This window comes from Vibrio sp. RE88 (assembly GCF_013113835.1).
Taxonomy (GTDB): Bacteria; Pseudomonadota; Gammaproteobacteria; order Enterobacterales; family Vibrionaceae; genus Vibrio.
In genome coordinates this window covers 56,780-74,890 of sequence record NZ_VTYQ01000013.1, presented here as the reverse complement: position 1 = coordinate 74,890, position 18,111 = coordinate 56,780, and the positions used below count along the sequence as shown (strand labels likewise).

At 48.0% G+C, this 18,111-nt stretch carries 15 protein-coding genes and 1 riboswitch; of the genes, 5 read left to right on the top strand and 10 right to left on the bottom strand.

Features of this window, described 5'->3' with window-relative positions; genetic code table 11:
- The first annotated feature begins 88 nt into the window (after positions 1-88).
- Positions 89-1,441 (top strand): lysine-sensitive aspartokinase 3, encoded by a 1,353-nt coding sequence (lysC, locus tag F0265_RS22010; RefSeq protein ID WP_171750364.1) that lies wholly within the window; start codon positions 89-91, stop codon positions 1,439-1,441.
- 79 nt (positions 1,442-1,520) lie between these two features.
- Here lysC and pmbA read toward each other — a convergent pair whose 3' ends face one another.
- Positions 1,521-2,864, bottom strand: coding sequence for a metalloprotease PmbA (gene pmbA / locus F0265_RS22005; RefSeq protein WP_171750363.1), 1,344 nt, complete (start codon positions 2,862-2,864; stop codon positions 1,521-1,523).
- A 108-nt stretch (positions 2,865-2,972) separates the two neighbouring features.
- Between pmbA and yjgA the strand changes: the two genes are divergently transcribed.
- Positions 2,973-3,500 carry a ribosome biogenesis factor YjgA gene (yjgA, locus tag F0265_RS22000; RefSeq protein WP_171750362.1) on the top strand — a complete coding sequence of 176 codons (528 nt, stop codon included), beginning with the start codon at positions 2,973-2,975 and terminating at the stop codon, positions 3,498-3,500.
- A gap of 68 nt (positions 3,501-3,568) precedes the next feature.
- On the opposite strand, the gene thiQ is transcribed toward yjgA, so the two are convergent.
- The 5 genes from thiQ to mpl form a co-directional block, all read right to left on the bottom strand.
- Entirely contained in the window at positions 3,569-4,273 is a 705-nt protein-coding gene (gene thiQ / locus F0265_RS21995) for a thiamine ABC transporter ATP-binding protein (RefSeq protein WP_171750361.1), read from the bottom strand.
- Positions 4,257-5,861 carry a thiamine/thiamine pyrophosphate ABC transporter permease ThiP gene (thiP, locus tag F0265_RS21990; protein WP_171750360.1) on the bottom strand — a complete coding sequence of 535 codons (1,605 nt, stop codon included), beginning with the start codon at positions 5,859-5,861 and terminating at the stop codon, positions 4,257-4,259. Before thiP ends, thiQ begins: the two co-directional genes overlap by 17 nt.
- A 9-nt stretch (positions 5,862-5,870) precedes the next feature.
- Positions 5,871-6,863, bottom strand: a complete 993-nt coding sequence (thiB, locus tag F0265_RS21985; RefSeq protein WP_045985643.1) for a thiamine ABC transporter substrate binding subunit — start codon at positions 6,861-6,863, stop codon at positions 5,871-5,873.
- Between the two features lie 53 nt (positions 6,864-6,916).
- Positions 6,917-7,030: riboswitch (TPP riboswitch) on the bottom strand.
- A gap of 37 nt (positions 7,031-7,067) precedes the next feature.
- Positions 7,068-7,694: a flavin prenyltransferase UbiX gene (locus F0265_RS21980; protein ID WP_171750359.1), complete on the bottom strand. Its 627-nt coding sequence runs from the start codon at positions 7,692-7,694 to the stop codon at positions 7,068-7,070.
- A gap of 14 nt (positions 7,695-7,708) precedes the next feature.
- A complete protein-coding gene (gene mpl, locus F0265_RS21975; RefSeq protein ID WP_171750358.1) occupies positions 7,709-9,061 on the bottom strand; it encodes a UDP-N-acetylmuramate:L-alanyl-gamma-D-glutamyl-meso-diaminopimelate ligase in 1,353 nt (450 codons plus the stop codon).
- A 314-nt stretch (positions 9,062-9,375) separates the two neighbouring features.
- On the opposite strand from mpl, the gene fbp reads away from it, so the two are divergent.
- Entirely contained in the window at positions 9,376-10,389 is a 1,014-nt protein-coding gene (gene fbp / locus F0265_RS21970; RefSeq protein ID WP_065741099.1) for a class 1 fructose-bisphosphatase, read from the top strand.
- A gap of 156 nt (positions 10,390-10,545) precedes the next feature.
- Positions 10,546-11,073, top strand: a complete 528-nt coding sequence (gene ppa, locus F0265_RS21965; protein WP_006958318.1) for an inorganic diphosphatase — start codon at positions 10,546-10,548, stop codon at positions 11,071-11,073.
- A 46-nt stretch (positions 11,074-11,119) separates the two neighbouring features.
- Here the strand turns inward: ppa and F0265_RS21960 are convergent, their stop codons facing one another.
- The 3 genes from F0265_RS21960 to F0265_RS21950 are packed head-to-tail and all read right to left on the bottom strand — an operon-like array spanning position 11,120 to position 16,955.
- A complete protein-coding gene (locus F0265_RS21960; protein WP_171348952.1) occupies positions 11,120-11,467 on the bottom strand; it encodes a gamma-glutamylcyclotransferase in 348 nt (115 codons plus the stop codon).
- Between the two features lie 20 nt (positions 11,468-11,487).
- Positions 11,488-15,249 carry a translocation/assembly module TamB domain-containing protein gene (locus F0265_RS21955; protein ID WP_171750357.1) on the bottom strand — a complete coding sequence of 1,254 codons (3,762 nt, stop codon included), beginning with the start codon at positions 15,247-15,249 and terminating at the stop codon, positions 11,488-11,490.
- Complete coding sequence (locus F0265_RS21950; protein WP_171750356.1) at positions 15,246-16,955, bottom strand: autotransporter assembly complex family protein; 1,710 nt, start codon at positions 16,953-16,955, stop codon at positions 15,246-15,248. Before F0265_RS21950 ends, F0265_RS21955 begins: the two co-directional genes overlap by 4 nt.
- Before the next feature lie 119 nt (positions 16,956-17,074).
- Here F0265_RS21950 and msrA point away from each other — a divergent pair, with 119 nt between their 5' ends.
- Positions 17,075-17,704, top strand: a complete 630-nt coding sequence (gene msrA, locus F0265_RS21945) for a peptide-methionine (S)-S-oxide reductase MsrA (protein WP_171750355.1) — start codon at positions 17,075-17,077, stop codon at positions 17,702-17,704.
- 46 nt (positions 17,705-17,750) lie between these two features.
- Here msrA and F0265_RS21940 read toward each other — a convergent pair whose 3' ends face one another.
- Positions 17,751-17,951: a DUF1107 domain-containing protein gene (locus tag F0265_RS21940; protein WP_029236268.1), complete on the bottom strand. Its 201-nt coding sequence runs from the start codon at positions 17,949-17,951 to the stop codon at positions 17,751-17,753.
- Between the last annotated feature and the right edge of the window lie 160 nt (positions 17,952-18,111).

The window sequence follows — 18,111 nt, the reverse complement described above, 5'->3', positions numbered from 1 at the left end:
CCTTACACAATAAAACCTCTCTATACGCTCACTCTCTCTTCAAGCAAGGATTACTTATTTACTTTCAGGAAGTTGTGGGAGAAATGCCGTGGGCAATTTTAACGTTGCTAAATTTGGTGGAACCAGTGTCGCTAACTTTGAAGCCATGAGTCGCTGTGCTGCGATCATTGAACAAAACCCAAACACAAAGTTAGTCGTCAGTAGTGCCTGTTCAGGCGTGACAAACTTATTAGTCGAACTCGCGAATGGAGTTCAAGATCAGACAGAACGCAGTGCGATTCTAACCAAGCTCGCCAGTATTCATGATGCGGTACTCAATCAACTAGAAGATGCGACTCAAGCGGCCAGCGAGGTCTATTCCATTCTAGATACCGTCACAAGTTTGGCAGAAGCCGCCTCGATTCAGTCAAGTACCAAGCTGACCGATCACCTTGTCGCCTGTGGTGAACTGATGTCTACACACCTGCTGGCCCAGTTAATGAGGGAACGTGGTATCAATGCGGTACGCTTTGATATTCGTGACGTACTACGCACAGATGGTAACTTTGGTAAAGCAGAACCTGAACTGGCCACTATTCGCCAACAAGCGCAAGCTTCACTTATCCCGTTATGCCAACAACAAGTCGTAGTAACTCAAGGTTTTATCGGTGCCGATGCAGATGGCAATACCACGACACTCGGTCGAGGTGGCAGCGATTACAGTGCCGCACTTATTGCAGAAGCAGTTGAAGCTCAGGGGCTGGAGATTTGGACCGATGTACCGGGCATTTATACCACTGACCCACGCATTGCACCAAAAGCCTCTCCCATCTCAGAGATCAGCTTCAGTGAAGCCTCTGAAATGGCCAATTTTGGCGCCAAGATCCTTCACCCTTCGACGCTAATCCCTGCCCTTCGCCATGATATTCCGGTGTTTGTCGGCTCCTCAAAACAACCTGAAAAAGGCGGTACTTGGATTCGCCATCAAGTCGAGAGCTCACCTCTCTTCCGTGCTCTGGCTTTACGATGCAACCAGACCATGGTGACGCTGCGCAGCGCGCAGATGTTCCACGCTTACGGCTTTCTCGCCAAGGTGTTTGAAATTCTGGCGAAGCACAAGATCTCGGTGGATTTGATCACCACGTCAGAGATCAGTGTCAGCCTAACGCTTGACCAAACCGACACATCTGGTGGTGCTCCTCAGTTACCTGAAGCTGCACGTCTTGAGCTGGAAGAGCTGTGTACGGTTGAAGTAGAGCATAACCTGTGTCTGGTCGCGCTGATTGGCAACAATATGAGTGAGAGCAAAGGTTATGCAAAACAAGTATTTGGCACATTAGAAGAGTTTAACTTGAGAATGATCTGCTACGGTGCAAGCCCACATAACCTGTGTTTCTTGGTTGATGAAGCCGATGCAAAATTGGCGATTCAGAAGCTGCACACTGAATTGTTTGAGCAGTAATAACAGAGCAGAAAACAAAAAAGGGTTGGCGCTAAAACGCCAACCCTTTCAATTTGTATCAGTGGTAAAACCGAGTGTGTTACTCACCCGCCACTTTCATAGATTCAATCAGAATCGAACCCGTCTGGATTTGTGAGCGGGTTTCAACATCATTACCAACCGCGACAATCTGATTAAACATATCTTTCAGGTTGCTGGCGATGGTCACTTCAGAAACAGGATATTGGATTTGACCATTCTCTACCCAGAAGCCTGCCGCTCCTCTTGAGTAATCACCGGTGACGATATTCACGCCCTGCCCCATCACTTCGGTGACAAGGAAGCCCGTTCCCAGTTCTTTAAGCATCTGCTCAAAGTCTTGCCCTGTCGATTGAACAAACCAGTTATGAATGCCACCAGCATGACCCGTTGGCGTCATGTCCATTTTACGCGCAGCATAACTAGTTAATAGGTATGTTGCGAGCACACCGTCGGTAATGATTTCACGATCTTGGGTTGTAACACCTTCGCTATCAAATGGGCTCGACGCTAAGCCGCGTAGCACATGAGGTTTTTCAGAAACATTAAACCAGTCTGGCAGTACCTGTTGGCCGAGATGATCAAGTAAGAATGACGACTTGCGATACAAGTTACCACCGCTGATTGCCATCACTAGGTGTCCTAATAACCCCGTAGCCACATCGGCTGCGAACATCACAGGGTATTTGCCTGTCTTGAGCTTTTGCGCATCTAGGCGACTGATGGTTTTCTCCGCCGCTTTCAAGCCAACTGACTCAGGCGTCCAAAGATCATCTTTATGGCGTGCGACTGTATAACTGTAATCTCGCTCCATGACACCACTTTCACCCTGACCAATCACACAACAGCTGGTGCTGTGGCGGCTGGAGGCATAACTGGCAAGCAAACCGTGACTATTGCCATAGACCTTCAAACCATAGTGGCTGTCGTAACTTGCACCATCGCTTTGTTTAATTTTGTCACTGAAAGATAACGCTTTTTGCTCAGCAGCAATCGCAATCTCAGCAGCATGATCTGGGTCTGGCGTATCAGGGTGAAACAAATCAAGATCAGGAATTTCTTTTACCATCAGCTCTTTAGGAGCTGGGCCTGCGCATGGATCTTCTGAAGTGTAATTGGCAATATCAAGCGCTGCCATTACCGTCTGTTGAATGGCTTTTTCACTGAGATCGGAGGTAGACGCACTGCCTTTGCGCTGACCACGGTAAACGGTAATCCCCAAAGCGCCATCGCTGTTAAATTCAACGTTTTCCACTTCGCACATGCGTGTTGACACACTCAGGCCAGTGGTTTTGGTGATCGCGACTTCAGCGCCATCGGATTTTTCCGCGGCCATTTCCAGTGCTTTCGCAACGGCGGCCTCAAGCTCAACACGTTGCTGAGCGACTTGCTGTCTTACGTCCATATCTTCTTCATGCTTAAGGTCTGTTGTCCCTAGAATAACAAGAATTTCGCTTTCTCCCCATGATTCTTGTTAAAATAGAGAAATAGATGTTCAAATTAAGGCAGAAAGATGGCCCGTAAGAATCAAAAAGCGCCATGGGAAGAAGAAGAGGAAATCATTTGGGTCAGTAAAACCGAAATGAAACGTGACATGGAAGAGTTACAAAAACTGGGTGAAGAGCTCGCCAGTCTTAAACCTTCGGTGTTAGAAAAATTCCCGTTAAGTGAAGACCTTGCAGAAGCAATTAAAGACGCACAACGCTTTAAAAATGAAGCGCGTCGTCGCCAGTTGCAATACATTGGTAAGCTGATGCGTTTCGAAGAGACTGAACCGCTTCAAGCGGCACTGGACAAAGTGCGTAACAAGCACTCTCAAGCGACTGCTGCACTGCACAAGCTGGAACAGCTGCGTGACCGCGTCGTTGAAGAAGGCGATGACGCCATTGCTGATGTAATGGAGCTATACCCAGAAGCGGATCGTCAGCGCTTGCGCCAATTGGCACGTCAGGCGGCAAAAGAGAAGAAAGCGGGTAAGCCAGCTAAAGCGTTCCGTGAAATCTTCCAAGTGCTCAAAGAGCTCAACGACGAAGAGATTTAAGCAAACCGCTTTAGATAAAAATGGGCTGATGCAAACGCATCAGCCCATTTTTTTGCTCTTAGAAATAGCTATTCACCCGCTTTAACAAACCCGCTGAGTGCAGGGTGGTTATGTTGCTGGGTTAAATGTTTAATCGTATCAGCAACCGCCACCTTTCCTTTGTCAACAAAGGCAAAATGCGAAGCGATAGCTTTAGCGTCACTGATATGATGAGTCACCATCACCACGGTAATATTACGCTCTGCGGCTAACTGCTTGACCAGTCCGAGCATCTCTTCACGTAACACTGGATCAAGTGCAGAGAAAGGTTCATCAAGCAACCAGATTGGATGAGGCTGAACAAAGCAACGAGCTAATGCGACACGCTGACGCTGCCCACCCGATAATTGCTCAGGTAAACGATCCAAATATTCCGCAATACCGACCTGCATCGCTGCATGTTCCACCAGACTGGCTTGCTCAGAGTTGAGCTTCAACCCAGGGTGCAGGCCCAATCCAATGTTTTCGCGCACTGTGAGGTGGGCAAACAGGTTATGCTCCTGAAATAGCATAGCAAAAGGACGCTGGTGAGGCTCTTTGCCCACAATCTCTAATTCACCAGCTTTGATGCTGCCACTTTCAGGTTCGATAAAGCCCGCGACCAAGGCCAGTAACGTTGATTTACCCGCCCCACTCGGCCCCATCAATGCGACCAGACTTCCCTGCTCAATATGTAAATCAAAATGGAATAGGTCCTGATAGTAATAGTAACGAACATCATTGAGGGTCAGCATAAGTCACCTTAGAGTTTGCCTTAAACAGGGTTTCAATCAGTGCAAAACAGCCAACACTGAGCAGTAACAGAGTGACTGACACTACAGCTGCCGCATCCATCTGATAACTGCCCAGCAATTGGAAAAGATACAACGGCAGCGTGCGGAACTCCTGGCTACCAAACAGGGCAATCGCACTTAAATCCCCCACCGCAAACATAAAACTGATCGCGAAAGCATGAGCCATTGGTTTTTTCAGTGCTCGCCATTCTACAACGCGAAAGCGCTGCCAGCCTTTCATCCCTAGACTTGCGCATACGTATTGGTATTGCTGCTCTATGTGCAGCATCGGCTGTGACAAGGTTTTGATCACGTAAGGCAAACCCGTCAAAGCATTCACCGCGACCACAATAAAAAACGCCAGACTAAACACATCTGTAAAAGACCGCAGTAGCAAGAATAACCCTGTAGAAATCACCAAACCGGGCGTAACAAGAATGATCGTACCCAGTAGCTCAATCTGATCCGCATGACGATTTCTTGCATTCAGTCGCAATCGACGGCTGGTCAGCAATATTGCAATCCCTGCCGAGAGCGCGATACCGCTCGCCAATGTTGCCACTTTAAGTGACGACCATAACGCCAGCCAAAATCGTTGATCCGTAAACACCGATAATGCTTCTGCGTTGATGCCACTGAGCACCACCATCAGTAAAGGTGGCAGCACCAGTAGCATACTCAGGCCAATCCAACTCCAATCCCAGATACGTGACCAGATGGAGTCCTTTGCCATATAAAGGTTATGACCTTGTGTACCAGAACTCACAGCCACAGGTTTGGTCAAACGCTGCACTGCCAACGCCATAATGCCGCACAGCAGCATCTGCCATATCGCCAGTAATGCTCCTGCCTGCAAGTCAAAATCGAATTTGATCGCTTGATAAATCGCCAGTTCTATCGTGGTCGATTTCGGCCCGCCACCGAGTGCCATTACCGTCGCAAAACTAGTAAAACACAGCATAAACACCAAGCCACACACGTGCGGCAGCTGTTGACGCAAGCGAGGCCATTCGACCCACTTAAATTTATGCCAATGGCCCATGCCTAGATGCGCACACAGTTTGTGCTGCTCAGCCGGAATAGACTCCAATGATTGCAATAGCAGGCGCGTCGCATAAGGCAGGTTGAAAAACACATGTGCCAGTAAAATACCGTTCAGACCGTAAATCGAAAATGGCAGTCTAGAATCAAACCATGCAAAAGCTGACGATAGCAGACCGCTATTGCCATAAATCGCCAGTAAGCCAAACACCCCAACCAGTACAGGCAGTACTAATGTGGTAGCAAACAGCTTAAGCAGCAAAGATTTACCAGGAAAGGTACGCCGAGATAGTGCGTGTGCAACAGGAATGGCTAAGCCAACACTGAGCAGAGTCGACAGGAACGACTGGTAAAAGCTGAACTTAGTGACATGCCGATAATAAGGATCAGACCATACCTGAGCGATATTCAGGGATGGGGCAGCAACTAACAAAGCACCGAGAGCAGAAACAACAAAGGCCGCGATAGCTATCGCGACCCAGAGTCCCAATTTTGGAATACTACGCAAAGCGTCTCCTTAGAAGGTTAAGGCGCTTTGCCACTCACGTATCCAAGATTTTCGGTTTTGCGCTACTTCTTCTGCGCTAAAGCTCAAGGCTTTTTCAGGTACCGTCAGTGTCTCAAAGCCTTCAGGCAGTGCGACTTCTGTCACTGGGTACATCCAGTTGCCCGTTGGCATCAAAGACTGGAAGTCGTCGCTAAGGATAAACGTCATAAATTCATCCGCTAACTTTTCGTTTTTCGATGCTTTTACTTTAGCCGCAACCTCAACCTGAGTGTAATGGCCTTCGGCAAAATCAGCGGCAGCGTATTTGCTGTCGCTTTCCGCGATCAGGTGATACGCCGGTGAGGTCGTGTAAGACAACACCATGTCCGACTCACCTTCAAGGAACATAGAGTAAGCTTCAGACCAACCTTTGGTCACAGTGACGGTTTTCTTCGCCAATTGTTGCCATGCAGGGGTGACGTCATCGCCATAGACAGATTTCATCCACAGCATCAGACCTTGTCCCGGTGTTGACGTACGTGGATCCTGATAAATCACTTTCAGATCATCGCGTGATTCCACCAATTCTTTAAGACTCTTCGGTGGATTGGTGAGCTTTTCTTTGTTGTAGACAAACGCAAAGTAACCGAAGTCATACGGCACAAAAGTGCTGTCTTCCCAGCCATTAGGCAGATTGACCGATTTGGTATCAACCTTGTGCTCGGCCAGTAGGCCTGTTTTCTGCGCTTCTGCCATCAGGTTATTATCCAAACCTAACACAATATCCGCTTTGCTATTGTCTCCTTCGAGGCGCAGGCGGTTAAGAATAGAAACGCCATCATCAAGAGCGACAAAGTTCACATCACAGCCACATTGCGCTTCAAACGCTTTTTCCACTTTCGGGCCAGGGCCCCAGTCCGCGGCAAAAGAATCATAGGTATAAACGGTAAGGGTGTTATCTGCTGCCAATGCAGAAAAAGATGTCAGTGTGGCAACGGCGATGGTGCTTAAAGTGGTTTTCACTGCTCGCTCTCTCCTTGGTTGAGCGGCACAGGCTTGAGGAAACATTGATAAGGCAAATGTTCAGACTCAATTCCTACGCCAGCATTATCTGGTTCAGGTACACGGGTCCTGGGCTTTGCCCAATCTCAGCTTCATCTGTGCGATGAATAGCTCCCCGATGAGTGTCGGCTGAATTGTAATCGTAATGTTATCAATTAGCCAGAATTAAGCACGCTGGTCATATCCCCAACGTGGGACAAGTCCCTGTTCAACATTAAGATGATCGAGAATTCTCGCCACCATAAAGTCGACCAGATCATCAATAGACTTAGGCTGATGATAGAAGCCCGGTGAGGCGGGCATAATAGTGACGCCCATCTGCGACAATTTATGCATATTCTCTAGATGCAATGTAGAGAACGGTGTTTCGCGCACGACCAGCAATAACTGCCCGCGCTCTTTCATCACCACATCAGCCGCGCGCTCAATGAGATTGTCGGACATTCCATGTGCGATGGCAGCGACACTGCCTGCAGAGCAAGGACACACGACCATCTGTTTTGGCGCCGCAGACCCGGAAGCCACTGGAGAGAACCAATCGTCTTTACCATAGACAACCAACTTCTCGGAGTCACAATTAAGGTGTGCGACCAATGCTTGTTGGGCAGACTCGGGATTCGCCGGCAATTTCATATCATGCTCAGTTGCTAACACAACTCGAGCCGCTGACGATATCAGCAAATGTACCTGATAGCCGGCGGCTAGCAGACACTCAAGCAATCTAAGCCCGTACGGTGCGCCAGAAGCCCCCGTAAAAGCGAGTGTAATTGCCTTGTTTTTCTCATTGTTCATACTACTACATTAATCTATTCGGCGAGTTTAGCCAGCAGCTTGTCGTGGATGCCTTCAAACCCACCATTGCTCATCACCAGAATTTGATCGCCCGGTTGAGCCTGTTCTGTCACCATCTGGACTAACGCATCAACACTATCAGAGGCATAAGCCGATTGCTGACATTGCTGGGCAATGTCCTCGACAGACCATTCAATATTATCTGGTTGATAAAGGAAAACTACATCGGCCTGAGCAAGGGACGCCGCCAATGTTTCTTTGTGCACGCCACGTTTCATCGTCGCACTACGAGGCTCAAGTACAGCTAGGATACGTTGTTTGCCAACCTTATTACGCAATCCACCCACAGTAAGTTCAATCGCCGTAGGGTGATGAGCGAAGTCATCGTAAACCGTAATCTGATTCACTTCACCTTTTAGCTCAAGTCGACGTTTGGTATTGATGAATTTCGCCAGTGACTGACAGGCTAAATCCGGAGTAACACCCACGTGACGAGCCGCTGCGATGGCCATCAAGGCATTGTCGACATTATGATCGCCCACCAGATCCCATTTCACAGTACCAACGGCCTCCCCTTGGAAGAAAACTGTGAATATTGAACCATCGGCGACTTGTTTCTCCGCTCGCCAGTCACCTTGCTCACCGCTGAACTCCGTTTCGCTCCAGCAGCCACGCTGTAATACATCGGCAATTGCATAATCGCCTTGCGGAGCAAGGATTCGACCATTCCCCGGCACGGTTCTGACTAAGTGATGGAATTGGCGCTTGATCGCTTCCAGATCATCGAAGATATCCGCATGATCAAACTCCAAATTGTTCATAACTAACGTGCGAGGATGGTAATGCACGAACTTAGAACGCTTATCGAAAAAAGCACTGTCGTATTCGTCGGCTTCAACGACAAAAAACATACTTTCGCCCAAACGCGCTGAAACCCCAAAGTTGCCCAGCACCCCACCAACAAGGAAGCCAGGTTGATAGCCACAGTCTTCCAAAATCCACGCCAGCATGCTGGAAGTTGTGGTTTTACCATGGGTTCCTGACACAGCCAGCACCCAGCGGTCATGGAGAAGAAACTCCTGCAGCCACTGTGGGCCTGAGGTGTATCTCAGGTTACTGTTGAGTACCTGTTCTACACAGGGGTTGCCTCGACTCATCGCGTTTCCGATCACGACCAGATCAGGTGCAGGATTAAGCTGAGAAGGGTCAAACCCTTCAATGATTTCAATACCTTGAGACTCCAACAATGTACTCATTGGTGGATAAACGTTGGCGTCACTGCCCGTCACTTTATGACCTAATTGACGAGCTAAAATTGCAGCACCTCCCATAAATGTGCCACAAATTCCCAAGATATGAATATGCATAAACAACCTTCTCCAAGGCGAAAACTGAGCTGACATTATGGCGATTATACGCAGAAAAGCGAACTACTTTGCTCACTGTTTTTTCGTCACACGAACGCAAATGATTGCGTGTTATGCGCGTTATTCAATTCGTATGGCTTCAAACAAGCAGATGAAAACCGTTATCAAGTCGACAAATAAAACGAGATCTCAGTCAGTTAGTTCATTACCAATAAAAAGATCTAACTCTTAGACTAGGCTTAGGCGAAATCTAAGATCCGTCAGAGATCACCAACGCCAATCCCCCTATATTGAAGCGACTTAAAGGAAAAATCATGTCTGGAATGCGCACCCTTGGCGAGTTCATTGTTGAGAAACAAGCGGACTTCCCCCACGCTAGCGGTGATCTATCATCCCTACTTTCTTCTATCCGACTTGCTGCAAAAATCGTTAACCGCGAAATCAACGCTGCTGGTCTTGGTGACATTACCGGCGCAGTCGGTACTGAGAACGTACAGGGTGAAGACCAGCAGAAGCTGGATGTTTATGCGAATGAAAAGTTTAAAGCAGCGCTAGAAGCCCGTGATCAGGTTTGTGGTGTTGCCAGTGAAGAAGAAGACGAAGCCGTTGCGTTCAATAAAGAGCTGAACAAAAACGCGAAATACGTGGTTCTGATGGATCCGCTAGATGGGTCTTCAAACATCGATGTTAACGTGTCAGTCGGTACCATCTTCTCGATTTACCGCCGTGTGTCGCCTATTGGTACCCCACCGACACAAGAAGACTTCCTTCAGCCAGGCCACAAACAGGTCGCTGCGGGTTACGTCATTTACGGCTCTTCAACTATGTTGGTCTACACAACCGGTAAAGGCGTGAATGGCTTTACCTACGATCCATCTCTGGGCACATTCTGCCTGTCTCATGAAAACATGATGATTCCTCAAGATGGCACGATTTACTCAATCAACGAAGGTAACTACATCCGCTTCCCTATGGGTGTGAAGAAGTACATCAAATACTGTCAGGAAAATGAGCCGAGCGAACAGCGTCCATACACGTCACGCTATATCGGTTCGCTGGTTGCGGATTTTCATCGCAACCTGCTTAAAGGCGGTATCTACCTTTACCCAAGTACGCAAAGCCATCCCAACGGTAAGCTGCGTTTGCTATACGAATGCAACCCAATGGCTTATATCATTGAGCAAGCTGGCGGTGTAGCGTCTGATGGTAAGACTCGTATCATGGACCTCAAACCAACCGAACTGCACCAGCGTGTGCCTTTCTTTGTTGGCTCAAAAAACATGGTCAAAAAAGTGGAAGAGTTCTTAGAACGCCATCCAGAAGATTAAATGTAAAGGCGCTTTCGAGCGCCTTTTTCACATTTTCTTGAGCAAAATCTCGCCTTAGTTGGTTTACATAAAACCGAGTTTAGCAGTAAGGTATTCCGGTCTTATATTCAGCCCGTGTGCCTCATTGAGGTACAAACTAAAAAAGGAACTTTCTTAATGAGTTTAAACAACGTACCAGCAGGTAAGTCTCTTCCTGATGACCTCTATGTCGTGATTGAAATCCCAGCTAACGCTGATCCAATCAAATATGAAGTAGACAAAGATTCAGGTGCTGTGTTCGTCGACCGCTTTATGTCTGCACCTATGTTCTACCCATGTAACTATGGTTACGTAAACCACACTCTGTCTCTAGACGGTGATCCGGTAGACGTTCTGGTTCCAACACCACATCCTCTGATGCCTGGTTCAGTGATCCGCTGCCGTCCAGTCGGTGTTCTAAAAATGACCGATGAGTCTGGTGAAGATGCGAAAGTAGTGGCGGTACCACACACTAAGCTGTCAAAAGAATACGATCACATCAAAGACGTAAACGACCTTCCTGAGCTGCTAAAAGCACAGATCACGCATTTCTTTGAGCGTTACAAAGAGCTTGAGTCTGGCAAGTGGGTAAAAGTCGACGGTTGGGAAGACGTAGAGTCAGCTCGCAAAGAGATTCTAGAGTCTTACGAACGCGCACAGAAATAATAAAAAAGAGCCAGCAATGCTGGCTCTTTTTCCATAGCTATAGCAGCTAAACACGCTGACACCAATCCCCTGATGAAATAATGGTATCGAGCATGCTACCGTCTTGATACAAGTATATCCAAGCTTCACCAAAAGGTGTCTCTATCTGCTCACGTCGATATTCGACGGGCACGTCTTCGAGTTTATCCACCCTCGCCAGAGTCTCATCATCAATCAGGTACACTTCACCAAGAATCGAATCATGACCTTCGATCACCGCGGGATAGGCACCCAAATCATATAAAGCGTAGTGCGGCGGAGTTTCGAAATGCCCTAAACATTGGCTATCGGCCAAGAAATTATGGTTACTTTCACCCTGACGTAGGGTTCCGTACACAAAGAGTAAATGCTGCATCCTGCCACCTAACTTAATGATTAATTGAACTCAAACTGATACAGCAGATCGACAGCACTGTCCAGACCTGACATTGCCTCCACATACAAATCCTGCATCAGACGATAACGCACCGTGAACTCACCCACTGAGTCAAAGATGCCAACACCATATTTAACCTGCAAGCCCGGTAGAACATAACCACTGACCGTCACTTGCGAGTCATCACCAGAGCCCGCAGTGTCAACTTGCAAGTCCTGAACACCAAACGCTTCACCAATTTGACCCACGACACGACCACTTTGTGCCAGACTCAGTCCAATCAGCGTGGTCGTCATTGAGTTGCCACCTGATTCACCATCAATATTCTGCCCACGTAGCAAGTAAGACAGTGCATTAGCCTGCGGCATCGCCGGTTCAGAGAAGATGGTCACACTTGGCTCATCAGCAGGGCCCGTCACCCTGACGCCAGCCGTTACCTCATCTTGCGTGTTGTCCGGATTTCGGATCGCGGTGATCTGGACATAAGGTTGGTCAACCGGGCCGTTCATCAGGATCTTACCTTGCTTAATCAAAAGGTCCTGACCAAAGGAGCGGTACGAACCGTCAACAATGTTCACTTCTCCGGTCACAAATGGCCCTTTGTCACGCTGAGCTACATTGAGGTTACCTGACAGTCCACCCTCAAGACCAAACGCAGACAGCTTAAAATCATCCCCAATTTTGATATTGATGTTGGTTTGGACACTGAATGGGACACTGGCGGTTTCTTGCTCTGGCTCTAACTGATCGTTAAGAATCACCTGATCTTTAGACACGCCAATCGCACTTGGTGGCAGCTCTTCCACCACTATCCGTCCCCATGGCAGTGAGATGTTACCGTCAATGCGAGCCTGTTTGGGCGAAGCGGATATAGTCATGTCAGGCACCACCTTTATTTTTGCCATAGGTGGTACATCAACCAATAACTCTTCGGCAAACACGCGCACATTGGTTTGCCAATCTTTCAGGTCTCGCCAGTCGGCATCGCCCGCAACTTCTAGTTTGCCATCAGGTGTATCGATCGCAGCGGCCAGAGTGGCATCGTAACCCGAGAAATTAACGGTCAATTTACCCGAATCAATCTCAACGGGAGTAATTTCACCTTTGAGCAAAATATCATCGACCACAAACTGACCTTGCACCTTAGGCTGCATGACTGGTCCTGAGAAAGTCAGTTCAGTGGCAATGTTTGATTTAAGCTTGCTGTAATCACCAAGAATAGGCGCAAGGAAGTCGAGGTTAAATGTGGTTAACCCAAGCCGCCCGTCGATTTGCTTATCTTTCGCTAGCACATCCGGAATATTCAGCTCACCTGAAATGTCTCCATTGTCAGCCACATCGAGCAGCCAATCAGCGTGTAGGGTATTTTCTGCCAGAGAAGCATTGAGCTTAAGTGACTCCCAGCCGAGATGCACAGGTTGCTCACTATTTTGCGTGACCGACCCCTTTGGCATTTCTAGCTTCATCATGACCTGCGGCGCTTGCTCTGGTACCCACTTCGCCATCGCAGTGGCATTAACACCACCCTCTAATTTAATCGCTTGAGGCACAAACGCTTTAACCTGATCAAAATCGAACTGTTTGATGGAGAGATGCGCTTCGCCACTTTGACCCGCACTCACATCCTGATCGAGACAGATCGAAGCATCAGCCTGTAACCAACAATGAGCCGCAACAAAAGCTTGCTGCGAGTCGATGAGAAACTCTAACTGAGTCGGTTGATTCAGATTCCACGTACCTTGCTCTGAGGTCAGCGACATGCGCTCTAACGCACCTTTCCACATCAACTCAGGCTTATCTTGCAACGCACCTTTAATCGCCAATTTCGTTGAGGCGATGTTTGACTCAAGATCCAGAGTCAATGCGTGCTGCTGTTGCTCACCATCAAAATTTAATAACACTTTATCAATCAGATAATCTTGATATTTGGCGTTGGCAACTTTGAGCTGCAATTCACCGGAAGGTAAAGGCAGTGGAGAGATCTGCCCTTGCAGCGAAACATCCTCTACTTGCACATCTTGCTGCCACTTAATAGCTTTCACATTGAGATCAACACCAACCAGAGGTTTATCCAGCTTACCAGTCAGCTTAATCTGACCTTGTGCACTGCCTTTTACATCAGGGACGGACTTAGCGATATCCGGAAAATCAACGGCTAGCTGCATGTTTAGGTTTTGTTCAACATCACCTTTTGCCGTCAGATGATTCGGTCCGTGAGATAAGACTAAGCGTGGCGTATCAATTTTGAGTTCACCAGTGCCCGCTTTATCGGAAGCAGACAGCGCACCTTCTATGTTCAGCGGGTAATCTCGCAAAATGCCGTCAATATCTAATGTTGGTAACTCAACCTGCCAACCACCTTGTTCCGTCAGTGAACCAGTAGTGGCTAATTTACCGCTGATATTCCCTTCTGCCTGCTGCCACTGTAGGCCAGGTTGAATGTCCTTCAGTGAAAGGTTTGCTGCCCAGTTAATCGGCGCTTGCCAATTGGCCATCACCGTACCACTCACCTCCCCACCTAAGGTTTGTATAGAAAGGGATTGAAGATCGATTTGGTTTAAATCCCCTTTGCCGCGCAAAGTCAGGTCAGCATCAGGCAATTGCTTACCTTTCAGAGCCGAATCGAGTTCAACACTGTAGCCGTTTAGCGAGCCTTGAGTATGCAAGTTGCGTATTGTGGCAAAATAATCACCTTGACCTTTCAACGGCCATTGAAGATCACCATCACTCAAAGTCAGTTTAAAAGGAAGTTCAGCATTCAGTGGCTGCAGTGCCGCTTCAAGATGTGCCTTTGCTAAACCGCCGAAGTCTGCCTTTAACGCCAAGTCAGCAACACTTCCCGTCGCATGCAGTTTGACTGTCTGTCCATCCGCTATCTCCTGCTTCACTTTGGCATTCAGTTCCAGATCCAACGGATAGTCGTCTGCTAAGGTCACCGTTGTACTCAGCTGACCTTCGACTTCAGGCATATCCAACTCAAGAGTATCAACTTGAACTTGGGATCGGGCCGCACTTGCCTCCAAACCCAAATGGTGTACGACCACAGGAGTGGGTTGTTGCAGCTCAAAATCATTCACATCCAATCGCACTACATCAATTTGCAGCGGTAAGGTAATGTTTGGTAAGACAATCGGTGCGTTAGCGTCCGCAGAAGGGCTCGCAGCAGGGGCTGGTTCACTAGCATCACTTGGTGCCAGTGCGACGCGAATGGAGTCGAGCGCCGTTTTATTGATTCGTAGACGATTGCCCTGAAACGCTAATCCAGTCGTGAAAGACTGCCAGTCGACCTGATTACCTAGAACATTCAATGAAATGTCGGTTAAGGCAACGCGTTTGACTTTAATGGGTACTGGCGCTGTCACAGGTCCACTTTCGCCAGCCACAGGCTCATCTGACGCTGTGCTGCTCTGCGGTAATTCCGGCATCTCAAACTTGAGGCCGTCTACTGCGAGCTCATCGACACAAACGCTAGGTTCTGTCAGACAAGCGGCATTAACTGCCAGCGTGATTGAGCGAGCTTGCACATCAACGTTAAGTGAGTCGTCTTTAAACACAACACCATTAAGCGTAAAGCGCGGGAAAATCGCCCCTGAATAGGACTCGACTTTCAACTGAGGCACAAACTTTTCAGCTCCCCAGAGCGCTAATTTAAGACCCGGAGTTGTAAACAGTACCACTGCTAAGGCGATGGCAATCGCCACCAATAAGCTGATCAATGAGATAGACAGCCACTTAGACCATTTAAAAACAACCTTGGTCATAGTTCAGGACCTAACGTGAAGTGGATTTTAAATTCATCACCCGGTGTAGCATCAAGGCCCCAGGCAAAATCAAGACGGACTGGACCTACAGGCGAGGCCCAGCGGACACCGAAGCCAGTGCCACGTTTAAAGTCGGGATTATCATTGAAGGCGTCACCATAGTCATAAAACACCGCCCCCCACCAGTTGCCATACACGCGATATTGATATTCTAAAGATGAAGTGGCGATGTATTTGGCACCCGTCAATGCGCCGCTGCTGTCTTTAGGGGAAATAGACTCATAACCATAACCACGCAAATTGTTGTCACCACCAGCGAAAAAGCGCAGTGACGGAGACAACTTATCAAAATCATCCGCTAAGTTCGCGCCTCCATCTAGGCGCAAAATGCCACGATGATTGCGCCCTGCACTACGGATCCATGACGTACCTGCCTGTAGACGAAGTACGCGTGTTTCAGACATCAGGCTATCGTCACCGTATTCGATCGTCAGGCTTTGACGATCACCCCAACGTGGCATCGCTCCGCCACGAATGCGGCTTCGGCTGTATGTGATGCCAGGCAAAAGGAATTGTCCCGAGTCATCTTGCAGACCCTGCTCATAGTTTTCCAATAGGTAGCGAACAAACACGGTTCGATGCCAACCATGGTCTAAAGACCAATGCCGCTCCAGCGCAAGATTGGATTCGAGACTTTTCGTATCACGATTGTCGACGTTTTTCATGCCGTAACGAATGCGATAGTACTCATTTAAGGCATCTTCAAGCGGAATCCGATAGCCCACCGTAATCGTCTGCTCAGGGTTAGAAAGAGAAAAACTGCTGTCAAAACTATGACCGCGAGAATTGACCCAAGGCTTCTTCCATTTCAGAGAACCTCGAACGCCCACATCAGTAGAGTAGCCCAGGCCGGTTTCCAGCTTGTTTTTTGCCTGAGGGGCCAGAGACACTTTCATTGGCAGCTCTCTGCCCTTGCCCAGCATGGACAAATCTGGTTCCACAAATACCGATGAGAACCAATCTGTGTTTGACAGGTTCTGGTTGTAAGCGCCGACCTCTGAAACTTGATAAGGGTCGCCTTGCTGATAAGGCGATAAAGAGTTAACCCGATCTTGTTCGATTTGACTGCCCGTGATCAGGTTCTCGCCAAACGAATAACGTATGCCACTATCAAAATGAAGACGGATAAAGGCTTGATTGAGATCAGGTGCAACCTCAAGACGACTGGCGGTGAAATCGCCCTCAAAGTAGCCTTTCTGCAGAGCCAGATTGCGAATCCCAGACTTCAGACCATCATACTGGCTATGGTTGAGGATTTGGCCTTCCTTAAGGCCACTTTTGCGAATCAAGGCTTTAAATGATCGATCGTCGCTGGCCTCACCACTAATTTGGATATCTACTTCTTTAATCGTGACGGGTTCGCCCGGAGTGACAGTAACAATCAGCTCACTGCCCTCATCAACAATCTGAAAAGAAAAATCAGGATGGTAATAGCCAAGCGCGTTAAGCGCTTCGGTCAGGCTCTTTTCCAATCGCGCTTGAAAGCGCAGGCTGGTGTTATACTCATCGGCAGGTATAGACGAGAGATAAGCGTCAACATTCTTTTCCAGTTCACCTGACAATCCCTCTACGGACAAATCGATCTCCTGTGCAAAAACAGGAAAACTGCTGAGAAGGAGAAGGGCTGGTAATGACTTTCTTATCATGTTCTATTTACTACCTCAAAATCGTAACGGAATAATAACGCCACTCATAAAATAAGTCTGTACGAAAACAGTCAATTAGGCGGTCTACTCTCAAGATTGTTAATTTAAGGATATTCACTATGCTCGACAAACAAACCATGATCACTGCTCAGCAGGCTTTGCCGGGGCGTGAGCAACCACTTGCTGTTGATGACACACACTTTGTCAATCAATCCAGTTTAACCGCACCACCTGCTGAAGGCTGCGAAGAAATCGTGTTCGGCATGGGATGTTTTTGGGGCGCAGAGCGTCTGTTTTGGCAACTTGAGGGAGTGATCAGTACTTCGGTGGGATACGCTGGTGGCTTTACACCTAACCCAACCTACGAAGAAGTCTGCTCAGGTCAGACAGGTCATACTGAAGTGGTGCGGATTGTTTTTGACCCTGCAGTCATCAGCCTTAACCAACTGCTGCAAAAGTTTTGGGAACGCCATAACCCAACTCAAGGAATGCGTCAGGGCAACGACTTAGGCACCCAGTACCGTTCTGCTATTTATGTGTATAGCGATGAACAGTATCAGGCAGCGATACAGTCAAGAGACGAGTATCAGGCACTGCTCGGACAAGAAACCTCATCCATTACCACCGAAGTCCTGCCTGCTGGTCGCTACTATTATGCGGAAAGCTACCATCAGCAGTATTTAGCCAAGAATCCAAATGGCTATTGTGGGCTGGGCGGCACTGGCGTGTGCTTCCCGCCAGAAAACTAAACGCTATAAAGCAAAAAGTCGCCCAATTGGGCGACTTTTCATTTTCCTACACAGGTAACACCGTAATGGCCTGATTGATTTCCTTGAAGGTGTTCATTTTCTTTTTATCTTTTATGTCTGGCATCAGGACTTTACCGTTATCAAATCTAAACTCACCAATTCCTGAAATGACAAACTGTCCCTTGAATAACGTCTTAACAAAGCGTGCCACCTGACGTGGTCGATATTTCGTAAATTCGCGCAGCATAACTACCTCAATATCCATTTGCGATCTGAACCTTTCCTTGGTCCCGCCTCTCTTCCTGATAGGCTTACAATACATCATACACATTAATACAAGACCAACAAGAAGCAAGATCACAAATAGACAACAAATCATTAACATAATTAGTTTTCTTCAGCGACTG

Excerpts from the sequence above, each read along its gene's own strand:
- pmbA (WP_171750363.1), bottom strand. The coding sequence starts at position 2,864 with ATGGACGTAAGACAGCAAGTCGCTCAGCAACGTGTTGAGCTTGAGGCC.
- yjgA (WP_171750362.1), top strand. The coding sequence starts at position 2,973 with ATGGCCCGTAAGAATCAAAAAGCGCCATGGGAAGAAGAAGAGGAAATC.
- thiQ (WP_171750361.1), bottom strand. The coding sequence starts at position 4,273 with ATGCTGACCCTCAATGATGTTCGTTACTATTACTATCAGGACCTATTC.
- F0265_RS21980 (WP_171750359.1), bottom strand. The coding sequence starts at position 7,694 with ATGAACAATGAGAAAAACAAGGCAATTACACTCGCTTTTACGGGGGCT.
- mpl (WP_171750358.1), bottom strand. The coding sequence starts at position 9,061 with ATGCATATTCATATCTTGGGAATTTGTGGCACATTTATGGGAGGTGCT.
- fbp (WP_065741099.1), top strand. The coding sequence starts at position 9,376 with ATGTCTGGAATGCGCACCCTTGGCGAGTTCATTGTTGAGAAACAAGCG.
- ppa (WP_006958318.1), top strand. The coding sequence starts at position 10,546 with ATGAGTTTAAACAACGTACCAGCAGGTAAGTCTCTTCCTGATGACCTC.
- F0265_RS21960 (WP_171348952.1), bottom strand. The coding sequence starts at position 11,467 with ATGCAGCATTTACTCTTTGTGTACGGAACCCTACGTCAGGGTGAAAGT.
- F0265_RS21955 (WP_171750357.1), bottom strand. The coding sequence starts at position 15,249 with ATGACCAAGGTTGTTTTTAAATGGTCTAAGTGGCTGTCTATCTCATTG.
- F0265_RS21950 (WP_171750356.1), bottom strand. The coding sequence starts at position 16,955 with ATGATAAGAAAGTCATTACCAGCCCTTCTCCTTCTCAGCAGTTTTCCT.
- msrA (WP_171750355.1), top strand. The coding sequence starts at position 17,075 with ATGCTCGACAAACAAACCATGATCACTGCTCAGCAGGCTTTGCCGGGG.
- F0265_RS21940 (WP_029236268.1), bottom strand. The coding sequence starts at position 17,951 with ATGCTGCGCGAATTTACGAAATATCGACCACGTCAGGTGGCACGCTTT.